At 64.7% G+C, this 12,617-nt stretch carries 10 protein-coding genes; 4 read left to right on the forward strand and 6 right to left on the reverse strand.

Going from position 1 to position 12,617, the window contains the following annotated elements:
• The first annotated feature begins 80 nt into the window (after positions 1 to 80).
• The 3 genes from mltG (at position 81) to gmk (ending at position 3,050) form a co-directional block, all read left to right on the forward strand.
• Positions 81 to 1,262, forward strand: a complete 1,182-nt coding sequence (gene mltG, locus K0P03_RS05720) for an endolytic transglycosylase MltG (protein WP_050742895.1) — start codon at positions 81 to 83, stop codon at positions 1,260 to 1,262.
• Positions 1,263 to 1,499: 237 nt separating this feature from the next.
• Positions 1,500 to 2,387 (forward strand): YicC/YloC family endoribonuclease, encoded by an 888-nt coding sequence (locus K0P03_RS05725; protein WP_050742896.1) that lies wholly within the window; start codon positions 1,500 to 1,502, stop codon positions 2,385 to 2,387.
• Positions 2,388 to 2,390: 3 nt separating this feature from the next.
• On the forward strand, positions 2,391 to 3,050 hold the full coding sequence (gene gmk / locus K0P03_RS05730) for a guanylate kinase (RefSeq protein WP_023513995.1): 660 nt from the start codon (positions 2,391 to 2,393) through the stop codon (positions 3,048 to 3,050).
• Between the two features lie 179 nt (positions 3,051 to 3,229).
• Here the strand turns inward: gmk and rsmA are convergent, their stop codons facing one another.
• The 6 genes from rsmA to lptF form a co-directional block, all read right to left on the reverse strand.
• Positions 3,230 to 4,057: a 16S rRNA (adenine(1518)-N(6)/adenine(1519)-N(6))-dimethyltransferase RsmA gene (rsmA, locus tag K0P03_RS05735; protein ID WP_023513994.1), complete on the reverse strand. Its 828-nt coding sequence runs from the start codon at positions 4,055 to 4,057 to the stop codon at positions 3,230 to 3,232.
• Entirely contained in the window at positions 4,057 to 5,091 is a 1,035-nt protein-coding gene (gene pdxA, locus K0P03_RS05740) for a 4-hydroxythreonine-4-phosphate dehydrogenase PdxA (protein ID WP_272789109.1), read from the reverse strand. The genes rsmA and pdxA overlap by 1 nt, the downstream gene beginning before the upstream one ends.
• Before the next feature lie 83 nt (positions 5,092 to 5,174).
• Complete coding sequence (locus K0P03_RS05745; protein ID WP_272789110.1) at positions 5,175 to 6,113, reverse strand: SurA N-terminal domain-containing protein; 939 nt, start codon at positions 6,111 to 6,113, stop codon at positions 5,175 to 5,177.
• A 145-nt stretch (positions 6,114 to 6,258) separates the two neighbouring features.
• The gene (locus K0P03_RS05750) at positions 6,259 to 8,589 is read right to left on the reverse strand and encodes an LPS-assembly protein LptD (RefSeq protein ID WP_023513991.1); all 2,331 of its coding nucleotides are present in this window, start codon (positions 8,587 to 8,589) and stop codon (positions 6,259 to 6,261) included.
• Positions 8,589 to 9,671: an LPS export ABC transporter permease LptG gene (lptG, locus tag K0P03_RS05755; RefSeq protein ID WP_050742899.1), complete on the reverse strand. Its 1,083-nt coding sequence runs from the start codon at positions 9,669 to 9,671 to the stop codon at positions 8,589 to 8,591. The genes K0P03_RS05750 and lptG overlap by 1 nt, the downstream gene beginning before the upstream one ends.
• Positions 9,668 to 10,852: an LPS export ABC transporter permease LptF gene (lptF, locus tag K0P03_RS05760; RefSeq protein ID WP_023512335.1), complete on the reverse strand. Its 1,185-nt coding sequence runs from the start codon at positions 10,850 to 10,852 to the stop codon at positions 9,668 to 9,670. Before lptF ends, lptG begins: the two co-directional genes overlap by 4 nt.
• Before the next feature lie 267 nt (positions 10,853 to 11,119).
• Between lptF and K0P03_RS05765 the strand changes: the two genes are divergently transcribed.
• The gene (locus tag K0P03_RS05765) at positions 11,120 to 12,610 is read left to right on the forward strand and encodes a leucyl aminopeptidase (protein ID WP_023512334.1); all 1,491 of its coding nucleotides are present in this window, start codon (positions 11,120 to 11,122) and stop codon (positions 12,608 to 12,610) included.
• Positions 12,611 to 12,617: the final 7 nt, after the last annotated feature.

A 12,617-nucleotide genomic window follows, 5' to 3' on the forward strand; every position in this document is an offset into this window, starting at 1 on the left:
CGCAGGGCAGGCCCATCCTGCTTTTGCCGTATTGCTCTGCTGGAAGACAGTCGAGCAATGCCCGAACATGAGGACAGTCCGTGAGCGACACGAACGAACCCGGCGAGACGCAGTTTGGCCGCGGCGAGGCCTCCGGCCAGTCGCGCATCATTCCCAAGTCCGCCAATGAGGCCCTCCGGCCGGAACAGGTGCCGCAGCCGCCGAGCAAGCGCCGCTCGCGCAAGGCGCGCAGCCAGATCGTCATCTTCCTGAATTTCGTCATGACCGTGGTCGTCTTCGCCACGATCATCGGCATCGGCATCTTCTATTATGGCGTGAAGAGCTACGAGGAACAGGGCCCGCTGACGGCCAACACGAACTTCATCGTGCGTGGCGGCGCCGGCACGAACGAGATCGCGGCCAATCTCGAGCGCAACAACATCATCACCGACAGCCGCGTCTTCCGTGTGCTTTCGCGCATCTATCTCGACGGCGAGACGCTGAAGGCCGGCGAATACGAGATCAAGTCCGGTGCGACGATGCGCGAGATCGTCGAACTCCTGAAGTCGGGCAAGTCGATCCTCTACAGCGTTTCCGTGCCGGAGGGGCTGACGGTCAAGCAGATCTTCAAGCGCCTGTCCGACGATCCGGTACTCGAAGGCGATCTGCCGGCCGACCTGCCGGCCGAAGGCTCGCTGATGCCCGATACCTACAAGTTCTCCCGCGGTACGAAGCGTGGCGACATCCTGCACCAGATGCAGGATGCGCAGAAGGCGCTGATCGACCAGATCTGGGAGCGCCGCGACGACAACCTGCCGATCGCCACGCGCGAGGAGTTCGTGACGCTCGCCTCGATCGTCGAGAAGGAGACGGGCCGGGCCGACGAGCGGCCGCGCGTCGCCTCGGTCTTCCTCAACCGCCTGGACAAGGGCATGCGTCTGCAGTCCGATCCGACGATCATCTACGGCATCTTCGGCGGCGACGGTAAGCCGGCTGACCGCCCGATCTACCAGTCGGATCTTGAGAAGCAGACGCCGTTCAACACCTACATCATCAAGGGCCTGCCGCCGACGCCGATCGCCAATCCGGGCCGTGCCGCCCTCGAGGCGGTCGCCAATCCGTCGCGCACGCCGGATCTCTATTTCGTCGCCGACGGCACGGGCGGTCACGTCTTCGCCGAGACGCTGGACGAGCACAACCAGAATGTCCGCCGCTGGCGCAAGCTGGAAGCGGAAAAGGCGGCCGAGGCCGCCAAAGAGGCGGAAGCGGCAGGCTCGCAGTAAGAACGCCTTTTTTCATGCTGAAGGCCCCGGCAAATCCGGGGCCTTTTCGTATTCCGGGGCATGCTTTCCGGTTCATCCCCACCTTTGATGTGGATCGCGTATCGTTCCCGGCGCTCCCCCGTTTCCAACCCCGTGAAACTGCTCCACTTTGGGGGATGGTTTTCGCGCCTGCCGCGCGTTTCGGCTGCCCCGCCTTCCGGCTTGACCTGCCGTCGCCGGGCGCCACAGGAGGACGACATGACATTGCAATCGATGACCGGCTTTGCGCGGGTCGAGGGAACCAGCGGGCGCACGCGCTGGGTCTGGGAGCTTCGCTCGGTCAACGGCAAGGGTCTCGACATCAGGCTGCGCCTGCCACCCGGCTTCGAGGCGCTGGAGAGCGATGTGCGGCGCCTTGCAGGTGAGACCCTCGCGCGCGGCAATCTCCAGATCGGCCTCTCCGTCAGCGTCAGCGAAGCCCAGGTCGAGGCGGTGGTGAACCAGGGTGCGCTTGCGGCCGTGCTGGCGCTGCGCGAGCAGCTGGCCGGCAAGATCGATCCGGCGCCGCTCAAGCTCGACACGCTGCTCGCCATGCGCGGCGTCGTCGATTTCCGCGAGGCTGACGAGAGCGAGGCCGAGCGCGTGGCGCGCGATGCCGATATCCGCACGGGGCTCCTGGAGGCGATCCGCTGTCTTGCCGAGATGCGCTGCAAGGAGGGCGTGGCGCTTGCCGGGGTGTTGCTCGGCCAGGTCGCCCGCGTCGAGACGTTGACGGCGACCGTCGAGGCCGATCCCTCACGCAGCGTTTCGGCCATTGCCGAGCGGCTTTCGGCCCAGGTCGCCGTGCTCCTGCAGGGAACGACGGCGCTCGACCGCGACCGCTTGCACCAGGAGGCGGCGCTGCTTGCCACCAAGGCGGACCTGCGCGAGGAGATCGACCGGCTGAAGGGACACGTCGCCGCGGCGCGGGAGCTGATCGCCGAAGGCGGGCCGATCGGCCGCAAGCTCGATTTTCTCGCACAGGAATTTAACCGGGAATCGAATACGATCTGTTCCAAGTCGAACGCCGCTGCTGTAACGGCTGCGGGTATCGAACTGAAGGTCGTCATCGATCAGTTCAGGGAACAGGTCCAGAATCTGGAGTAGGCCATGGCCGAGCCGTCGAAGCATATCCAAATCGAACGCCGCGGGCTCATGCTCGTCATCTCCTCGCCGTCGGGCGCCGGCAAGTCGACCATCGCCCGCAACCTCCTGGAGGCCGATCCCGGACTCAGCCTGTCGGTCAGCGTCACGACCCGCCAGCGCCGGGCCAGCGAGATCGCCGGGCGCCACTACCATTTCATCAACCACAAGGAGTTCGAGCGGCTGCGCGACAGCGATGCGCTGCTCGAATGGGCCGAGGTGCACGGCAACTTCTACGGCACGCCGCGCGAGCCGGTGGAGGAGGCGATGTCCGCCGGCCGCGACATGCTGTTCGACATCGACTGGCAGGGCGCCCAGCAGCTGCAGGAGAAGATGCCGGCCGATGTGGTCTCGATCTTCATCCTGCCGCCCTCGATGACGGAGCTGCAATCGCGCCTGCACCGGAGAGCCGAGGATACGGAAGAGGTCATCCAGACCCGTCTCGCCAATTCCCGTGCCGAGATCGAGCACTGGCGGGAATACGACTACGTCATCCTCAACGATGACCTCTCCGTCGCCTTCGACGCCGTGCAGAGCATCGTCAAGGCCGAACGCCTGCGCCGCGACCGGCGGCATGGCCTGTTCGAGTTCGTGACGAAGCTGGTGACGGAAAAGCCGGCTTTGTAGGCGTTCGTTCGCATCCTCTTTCCGTGGGATTGCCCCTCAGCCTAACCCTCTCCCCGCAAGCGGGGAGAGGACTTGCCCTGTAAACGGGTATTGGTTGAGGAAAAACGGATCGGCCTATCCCTTCGCCCCGCTTGCGGGGAGAAGGTGGCCGGCAGGCCGGATGAGGGGCTGTTTAAAGCCTACAACGCGTTCGCCAGCCGTACGAACTCTTCCACGCTCAGCGTCTCGGCCCGTCGCTGCGGGTCGATCTCCGCGCGCGCCAAGAGGGCTTCGCCGCCGAGCGACTTGACGCTCTGGCGCAGCATCTTGCGGCGCTGGCCGAAGGCGGCATGGGTGGTGCGCTCCAGCGCGGCCACATCGCAGGGCAAGGGGTTGGGTACCGGTTCCAGATGCACGACCGACGAGGTGACCTTCGGTGGCGGGGTAAAAGCCTGGGGCGGAACGTCGAAGGCCATGTGGGCATGGGTGCGCCAGCCTGAGAGCACGCCGAGCCGACCGTAGTGGTCGTCGTTCTCTTCCGCCACGATGCGCAGGCCCACCTCACGCTGGAACATCAGTGTCAGCGATTCCCAGAAGGGCGGCCAGGCTTTCGGCAGCAGCCAGTTGACGAGGAGCTGCGTGCCGACATTGTAGGGCAGGTTCGCGATGATGCGCACCGGTTCGCCCGGCGCCAGCGCCTCGAAATCCGTCTTCAGCGCGTCCCCTTCGATGACCGTCAGACGGCCCGGATAGTGCTCCGAGATTTCGGCGAGCGCGGGCAGGCAGCGCGCGTCGCGCTCGATGGCGATCACGCGCTTTGCGCCGAGCGCCAGGATGGCGCGCGTCAGGCCGCCCGGGCCGGGACCGACCTCGATCACCGTATGGTTTTCGATCGGGCCGGCGGTGCGGGCGATTTTCTGGGTGAGGTTGAGGTCGAGCAGGAAGTTCTGGCCAAGCGCCTTCTTCGCATCCAGCCCGTGGCGCTGGATGACATCGCGAAGCGGCGGCAGCCCGTCGAGTGCAGCCATCAGGCGGTCTCCTTTGCGGCCCGTTCATGTAGGGCGAGGTCGTGGGCGAGGCGAAGGGCGGCGAGCAGGCTGTCGGGCTTGGCGATGCCCTTGCCGGCCAGCGAAAAGGCCGTTCCATGATCCGGCGAGGTGCGGATGAAGGGCAGGCCAAGCGTGGCATTGACGGAATCGTCGAAGCCGAGCGCCTTGGCAGGGATCAGCGCCTGGTCGTGATACATGCAGAGCGCGACGTCATAGGTGGCACGGGCGGCATCGTGGAACATCGTGTCGGCCGGCAGCGGGCCGACCGCGTCGATGCCGGCTGCCTGCAGCCGCTCCACGGCCGGGCGCACGATGGCATCGTCCTCAAGGCCCAGCGCACCGCCTTCGCCGGCATGCGGGTTGAGCCCGGCAAGCGCTAGGCGCGGACGAGCAATGCCGAAGCGCTGACGCAGGTCGCGCTCGGTGATGGTCGCCGTCTCCACGATCAACTCTTCCGTCAGCATGTCCGGCACATCCTTCAGGGGAATGTGGATGGTGACGGGCACGCTGCGCAGCTTCGGCCCGGCCAGCAGCATGACGGGCAGGGCCTGTCGTCCCGTTTTCCGTGCAGCGAGGTCCGCGAGGAATTCCGTATGGCCGGGAAAGCCGAAGCCGGCATCGTAGAGCACGGCCTTGGCGATCGGGTTCGTCACCACGGCGGCGGTGCGGCCGGCGAATGTCAGCGTGACCGCGGTCTCGATCGCGCCGGTGATGGCGGCGGCGTTGCGGGAATCGGGCGAGCCGGCGACAGCCGGCACGGTGCAGTCGCAGGCAAGCACCGGCAGGGCGTCCGGGAAGAGGGCGGTTGCCGCTTCCGGCTCCGCCAGCGCGACGGTGACATCAATCCCGAGAGCTGCGGCGCGTGTGCGCAACACGGCGGCATCGCCGATGAAAAGGAAGGGCGGCAGGGAGAGCGCCCTGCGAGCCGACCACAAGGCGAGCGTGATATCCGGCCCGATCCCCGCCGGATCGCCCATGGTGAGCGCCAGCGGAGGAAAACTTGTCGTCGTCATGGGGACCCTGCCGGTCAGCGGGTTGAAAGGGGAACGCCTCTGCAGCAGCGCTTCATGGGAAGCGCCGGGCGGAGCTCCGGGTATCAACGTTCGGTGATCGTCGCCTTCTTGCGCAGTTCGGCGATGTACTTCTCGCTGTTCTCGTCGCCTTCGTTGCTCTTGGCCTTGCTGAGGTCCTCAGCGCGGAAGACCATTTCGGCCGCCACATCGTCGTTGACCTCGCGCTTCTTGCAGATAGCGAGGTATTCGACGCCGCGTTCGGTGACGCGCGTGCCCGTCGTCATGCCGTTCGCCTTCTCAATGAACGGCTTCCAGTCTTCCGGCATCTCCGGCGCCAGGACACGGCCGAGATCGCGGATCGAGACGTCACGCATGGTGGCGGCGAAGACCTTGGCCTGTTCGCAGCCGGGGAATTTCGAACGCGAGGCTTCGGCTTCCTGCTTGCGCTTGCCGAGAATGGCGTTGCGGCGCTTTTCCGGCACGACGAAGATGACCTGCTTGAGGAAATATTCGGTGGTGACCGGCTTCTTGCCGCCGTTCTCCTGCATGCGCTGGACCAGGGTCTTGCTGTCCTTGGCGGCGCCATAGCGGGCATTGACGACGCGCGGCCAGCTCATCTGGATGGCGATATACTGCTTGAAGTGATCCGAACCGACGCCGGCGCGGTTCAGGATCTCGCCGAGCTGCTGTGTCGACATCTTGTTGGAGGCGGCAAAGCGCGCATAGGCGGCCTCCACCTCGGAACTGCTGACGGACATCTTGAGACGCAGGATCTCCGTGCGCTTGAGCACTTCGTCGATCATCTGCTCGCGAGCCTTGGCGCGCAGGTTCCCGTCGGCGCGCTGCAGGCGCAGGAAGGCGGCGCGGCGCTCGATCTCGCCCGAGGTGACCGGCGTGTTGTTGACGACGGCCACGATGCCGCTTGCGGCCTGGACCGTGCCGGCCGGAACCGCGATCGTCGCCGCAGCGGCAAGTGCCACGCCCATCATCATGGAGCGAACCAGAGAGTGTCTGCCCGTCATGCCAGTCCCTTTCCCAAACCCATTTCGCGCGCACCGGTGTCGTTCGTGCGGGAATGCCGTCCACGCAGGAGGCCTTCACCGGCGGGCGTTTCTCCCGGATGTGCATAATACATGCGGCCAAACGATGACAAGAGCGCGGCGACGCTTACTCGAAGCCGGTCAGCGTCGTGTCGCCGACATTGATGTCGCCGAGCGTGCGGAACATCAGCCGCGCACCGATCGACCAGTCGTTCGCCGTCGTGCCGGATTTGTCGCGCGTCTGCTCGTAGACGATCGAGAACACGGTGTCGCGATCGTCATAGGAGAAGCCGATGCCGTTGCGCGACAGGCTCTGGCGCTTGATGTCGTAGGTCAGCGACCCGAACACCGACCAGTAGTCCTGGAACTTGAAGGCCGCGGCGCTCTGGATTTCGCTGGAATCGTCCGCCAGACCATAGGCCGGTTGCGCGGCGATGCGCGTATAGGTGATTTCCGTCTCGAAGCGGGCACCGTCGAAGCGCACCGAGGTGTCGGCACGACGCATCGAGAAGTCATCCTTGTCGAGGCGCGCGCTGTGGGCAATCGACAGGCCGTTCGGCAGATCGATGCCGGCCATGCCGACATAGTCGGACGAATCCGTCTCCAGGCCCGAATTGGCACCGACATTGACGAGATCGGGCGTTGCGAAGGAGTTCACGCCGCCCAGATGGAAGGACTGGCCGATGATCGAGCGCAGGCGAAGGCCGTTGTCGAAGGTGCCGGTATAACGCAGGCCCAGATTGGCGCGCGAACCGCCCTCGATCCGGTCGAAGCCGGAAAACTTGTCGCGCTCGAAAAGGTTGGTGGCATCGAAGACGAAGCTCTGGGCGTCCTCGTTCGGCAGGCCGCCGGCATGGTCTTCGTCCGGACGCAGGTAGATCTGTGCGATCGGCTCGAAGAGATGCGTGCTGTAGTCGGTCGTCGCCAGGATCGGATAACGGGCTTCGAGGCCGGCGGTCAGCATCGTGCGGGTCGTGCTGTTGTCGTCGACATAGTTGCCGGCATAGCCGAGGCCCGGGTCGGTCATGTCGAGGCGGTGGATATCGCCGCGCGCCGCGAGCAGGGGGGTCAGAACAAGGCCGCCCGGCACGACGAACTGGCGCCGCCATTCGACCTCGCTGGTCAGCCGCGTCGTACCGCCGGCAAGACCGCGGAAGCGGTCGTTGCCGCGCACGCTGTAGGCGTCGCGCAGGTCGCGTTCGACATTGGTGATGTTCGTGGTGATCGACAGCTCGCCGCCAAGCACCGGCTGCGGCACGATATATTCGTGGTCGAGCGTCTGGGCGATCGCCTGCTTGCGCTCCAGACGGTCCTGCGGATCGGCGTCCTGCACGTCGAAATAGAACGAGCGCAGGTCGAAGACGTTCCGGTCGCCAAGGCCGGTCAGGTAGATCTGGTTGACGTGGATACGGTCTTCCAGGCCATCGAGATCGTAGGTGCGCGAGAAGTTGTTGTCGGTCTGCGCCATGACATCCCAGCCGAAGGACCAGCGGGGATTGATCTTGAAGCGACCTTCGGAGGCAACCATGCCGCGGAAGTCGTCGCGCCGGTCACTCGTGCCGGCGGTGAACACACCGGGGTTCCACTGGTCGATGCCGGCAGCACGCAGCGTGATCTGGCCGTTGTGGAAGCGCTTGCGGAATTCACCCTCGACGAGGAAGCCCTGACGGGTCAGGACGGTCGGCGAGAGGGTCGCGTCCATGTCCGGCGCGATGGCGAAATAATAGGGCGTCGTGATGCCGAGGCCGAGCTTCTGTTCGTAGCTGAACTGCGGGAAGAGGAAACCGCTCTTCCGCTTGACCGTATGGTCCGGCACTTCCAGCACGGGAATATAGGCGATCGGCTTGCCGAACATCTCGAAGCGCGCGCGCTCCATGCGGATGGTCTTGGTGCGGCCGTTCTGCACGACGCGCTCGGCCTTGACCTGCCAGAGCGACCGGTGCGTGGGGTTGGTGGCACAGGGCGTGCAGGCGGTGTAGACGGCGTGGTTGAGGATCATCTCCTCGCCGTTGACGCGCTCGCCGCTGGTTGCCGCCAGCTTGGTAAGGTCCGTGGTCTCGATGCGCAGCGCATTGACGAAACCGTTGGCGAAATCGTCCGACAGGTCCATCTCGTCGCCATAGACGCGATTGCCGGTCGGCTCGATGAGCTCGATATTGCCATGCGCCGTCAGGCGGCCGGTCTGCTGGTTGTACTCGACCTGGCGCGCGACGAGCTTGTAGCCGCCATAGTTGATCTGCACCGCGCCGCGGGCGATCACCTTTTCCGTATCCTTGTTATAGACGAGCTCGTTGGCCGCCAGCAGCAGCTTGGCGTCGTCGGAAATCTTCGGTTCCATCGACTGGATGTCGGGTGCCTGCGCCCGGGCGGGGAGCGCGGACACGATGGCGCACATGGCCGCACCTGCAAGCAGGGCGGCTTTCAACCACCGATTCGTTTTGCGGTCGCCTGCCGCCACTAGCCATCCTCCTGATGGAGAAGAATCGTCGCGCCCAAGGACATTGCGACGACCACTGGGAGCCAGGCCGCAACGAACGGAGGTACAACACCGCTGCTTCCGAATGCTTTCACAAGCACGGTGACGACATAAAGCATGAAGCCCGACAGGATGCCACCCAGAATCACCGCACGCGATTGATTAAACCGGCTAAATTTCAATGATACACAGGCTGCGATCAGCGTCATGGCAACCAGAAGCAGCGGCAGGGACAGCATGGAATGGAACTGGGTTTCCATTGCATCCGTGGGGAAGCCGAAGGACTTGGCCGCCTCGATCTTGCGTCCAAGGCTCAAAAACGGAATGGATTCAGGCTTTTCGAGGCTCTCCTGAACGAATTCCCGTTTCAGGTTGGTACGAAGCTGTACCTCGTCGAGACGGACCGGCAATTCGCCGTTGCGCGTCTCGTGCACGTTCTTAAGCAACCAGTAACCATCTTCCAAGGTCGCCGAATCGGCGTCCTGCCGCAGAACGATGCGGCCGTCGGGATCGAAGTGGATAACGGTGACGTTCACAAGGCGCGTACCGCCGTCGAGAACGGCCTTGGCGCCGATGATCGCCTGGTCGTTGCCGTAGATCTGGCGCAGCCACGGTACGGCGGTCTCGGTGCGTGCGGCGTTGCTGGCGCCCCAGCCCGCTTCCAGTTCCGCGGCCTTCTTCGAGCCCCAGGCGGCGATCGGATTGATGGCCAGTACGGCGGTGATGCCGAACAGGAAGGCGCCGATGATGAAGGGGCGCAGGAACTGCCAGACCGAAATGCCCGCCGCGCGCGTGACGACCAGTTCGTAGCGCCGGTTGAGCGAGATTAGCGCTGCCATGCCGGCAAAGAGCGCGACGAAGGGCACGGTCTGCATCAGGATGGTCGGGATGCGCAGCGCCGTCACCAGGAGGCCGCTGGTGATGGTATAGCCCGGCAGCACGCCGACACGGTTCGACATCTCGCTGAAATCGATGATGAAGATCAGCGAGAAGATGCCGAGCAGGAACCAGACGGTGGTGATGATGTAGCGGCGGAAGAAATAGAAGCCGAGCGTCGGGATCATGGCGTGCCGCTCCCGCCGGCGGGGGTGGAGCCTGCCCGCGAAAAGCGGGTCATGAGCCGGTCGCGCAGGTCCGTCAGCCGCTCGCCCAGCGTCACGGGAATGTCGAGGCTCTTGTTGCGCCCGAGATAGCGGATCGCCAGCGCCGCGGTGATGGCCGGAATGAGATACATGATGGGAATGTAAAAGGCGGAATCGTCCGCGTTGTTCGATGCGTAGAAGCTCGTCCAGCGCACGAAGAGGGCGGTCAGCAGCGCCGTGATCATCGGATGGACGCGCGCCTCGCGGTGCGAGCGGGCATCGCCGCTGACGACGAGCGCGATGAGACCGAAGACCGCCGGGAAGAGCCATTCGGTGAAGCGGCGGTGGATCTCGGCGGTGAAGGCGCCGGGGTTCTTCTTGTATTGCGGATCGTTGGGATCCGGGTCGAAGAGATAGATGAGATCGCGATCCTTGGCCCTGATGTTGGATTTGCCGACGCTCTGGGTGAGGTCGGCAAGGTCGAAGGCATAGGAATCGAACTTGATGATCGAGACGTTGCCGTCCGGCAGCTTGCGGTGCACCTCGCCGTCCTTCATGACGAGCGCCGAGCTGTTCTCGTCCACCGCGCCCTCGCGGGCATAGTAGACGAGCTCGAAGCGCGGGTCGCGCGTATCGGCGACGAAGAGGCCGGAGAGCACGCCGCCATTGCGCCGCTCCGCCACCTGCACATAGAGGCCGTCGGTGATCTTGCGGAAGGTGTTTTCCTGCACGACGGCGGACAGCATGTCGGCATGGGCCGTGGCGATCATCTTGCGCACGGCGGTGCGCGAATAGGGTTCGACGAAGTTGTCGACGGCGAAGGAGACGAAACTCATCGCCACGGCGAGGATCATCACGGGCCGGATGATCGTCATGCGCGAGGCGCCGGCCGAATTCAGCACGGTCAGCTCCGAATCGGAGTTCATCACGGTCAGCGTCTGCGACACGCCGATAACGAGTGCGAAGGGCAGGATGATCGGGATGACCGAAGGCAGGACCAGCGACGCCAGCTTCAGGAAGGCGAAGATCGACTGGCCGCTGTCGGTGACGAGATTGATGCTGCCGAGCGCCTGCGTGACCCAGACGATGCCGAGCAGGGGCACAAGCGTGGCGACGAACATGAGCGACGCCCGCCGCAGGATATAGCGCTCGATCAGTTTCATCGTTTCGTCCGCGTTTCCGACAAGCGGCTCCGGCCTCGTGCGGGGGCACCCATCGGAACAGCCATGGGCATATAAGCTTTCTTCAGGCTGATGCCATAGGCGGGAGTCTCTCCGGCCAAGGAAAATTTATGGCGAACAAGCATGCCTAACCATCTGTAAACAAGGTGTCGCATCTTGCCAAGCGCCGCAAAAGCGACAAGGAATTGATGAGATTGGCGGCCTCCCTGGCGGGATGACAGGCCTGCCGGCATTCATTCGGAGTAAGTCATGGCTTCCAGATTCGACATCGGTTTCGCAAAGACGGCACGCGCTTCGGGCGGCCTTGCGATCCTCCTGCAGATTGCGAACGAGACCCCGGCCGGTCTCGGCGAGGTCGATCCGGAAGGTGTCGTCACCCGCGCGGCGGGTGTTGCGAAATTTTCGGGCAAGGCGCTGAAGACGCTCGACGTTCTGGCGCCGCACGGCGCCCCTGTCGACCGGATCCTCGTGCTGGGCCTCGGCGAGGCGGAAAAGCTGGTGGCTCATGATTGGCTGAAGGCCGGCGGCGCCGCTGCCGGCAGGATTGGCCGCGCCGAGAAGGTGACGATCTATCTCGATGCGCCTGGCGCCACCGTGACGGCCAAGAACGCCGCCGATTTCGCCCTCGGCATGCAGCTCGGCGCCTACAGCTTCGACACCTACAAGACGAAGAAGAGCGACGACGATGAGGCGAAGAACGGCAAGGCCGTCAAGGTGACGGTCGTCACCGCCGTGGCGAGCGCCGCCAAGAAGGCGAACGAGGTGTCCGATGCCGTCGCCGAGGGCGTGATTCTCGCCCGCAACCTCGTCAACGAGCCGGCCAACGTGCTTGGCCCCGTCGAGTTCGCCGACAAGGCCAAGGCGCTCGAAAAACTCGGCGTCGAGGTGGATATTCTCACCGAGCGCGAGATGAAGAAGCTCGGCATGGCGGCGCTGCTCGGCGTCGCGCAGGGCTCCGTGCGCCCGCCGCGCCTTGCCGTCATGCAGTGGAAGGGCGGCAAGGACAAGGATCGGCCGATCGCCTTCATCGGCAAGGGCGTCGTCTTCGATACGGGCGGCATCTCGATCAAGCCGGCCGCCGGCATGGAGGACATGAAGGGCGACATGGGCGGCGCTGCCGCCGTCATCGGCCTGATGCACACGCTTGCCGCCCGCAAGGCGAAAGCGAACGTCGTCGGCATTCTCGGCCTTGTGGAAAACATGCCCGACGGCAACGCCCAGCGCCCGGGCGACATCGTCAAGTCGATGTCCGGCCAGACGATCGAGGTCATCAACACCGATGCCGAAGGCCGCCTCGTGCTGTGCGATGCGCTCTGGTACTGCAACGAGACCTTCAAGCCGCAGTTCATGGTGAACCTTGCAACGCTGACCGGCGCGGTCATGGTTGCGCTCGGCAGCCACCATGCCGGGCTGTTCTCCAACGACGACACGCTCTCCGCGCGCCTCACCGCCGCCGGCCTTTCGACGAATGAGCGCCTGTGGCGCATGCCGCTCGGCCGCGAATACGACAAGATGATCGACAGCAAGTTCGCCGACATGAAGAACACCGGCGGCCGCTATGCCGGCTCGATCACCGCCGCGCAGTTCCTGCACCGCTTCGTCAAGGACACGCCCTGGGCGCATCTCGACATCGCCGGCACCGCCATGGGCTCGCCGACCGACGAGATCAACCAGTCCTGGGGTTCGGGCTTCGGCGTGCGCCTGCTGGATGAGCTGGTGCGCGCGAACTACGAAGGGTGAGGAGAGG

This window comes from Shinella sp. HY16, from assembly GCF_028534175.1.
Lineage (GTDB): Bacteria > Pseudomonadota > Alphaproteobacteria > Rhizobiales > Rhizobiaceae > Shinella.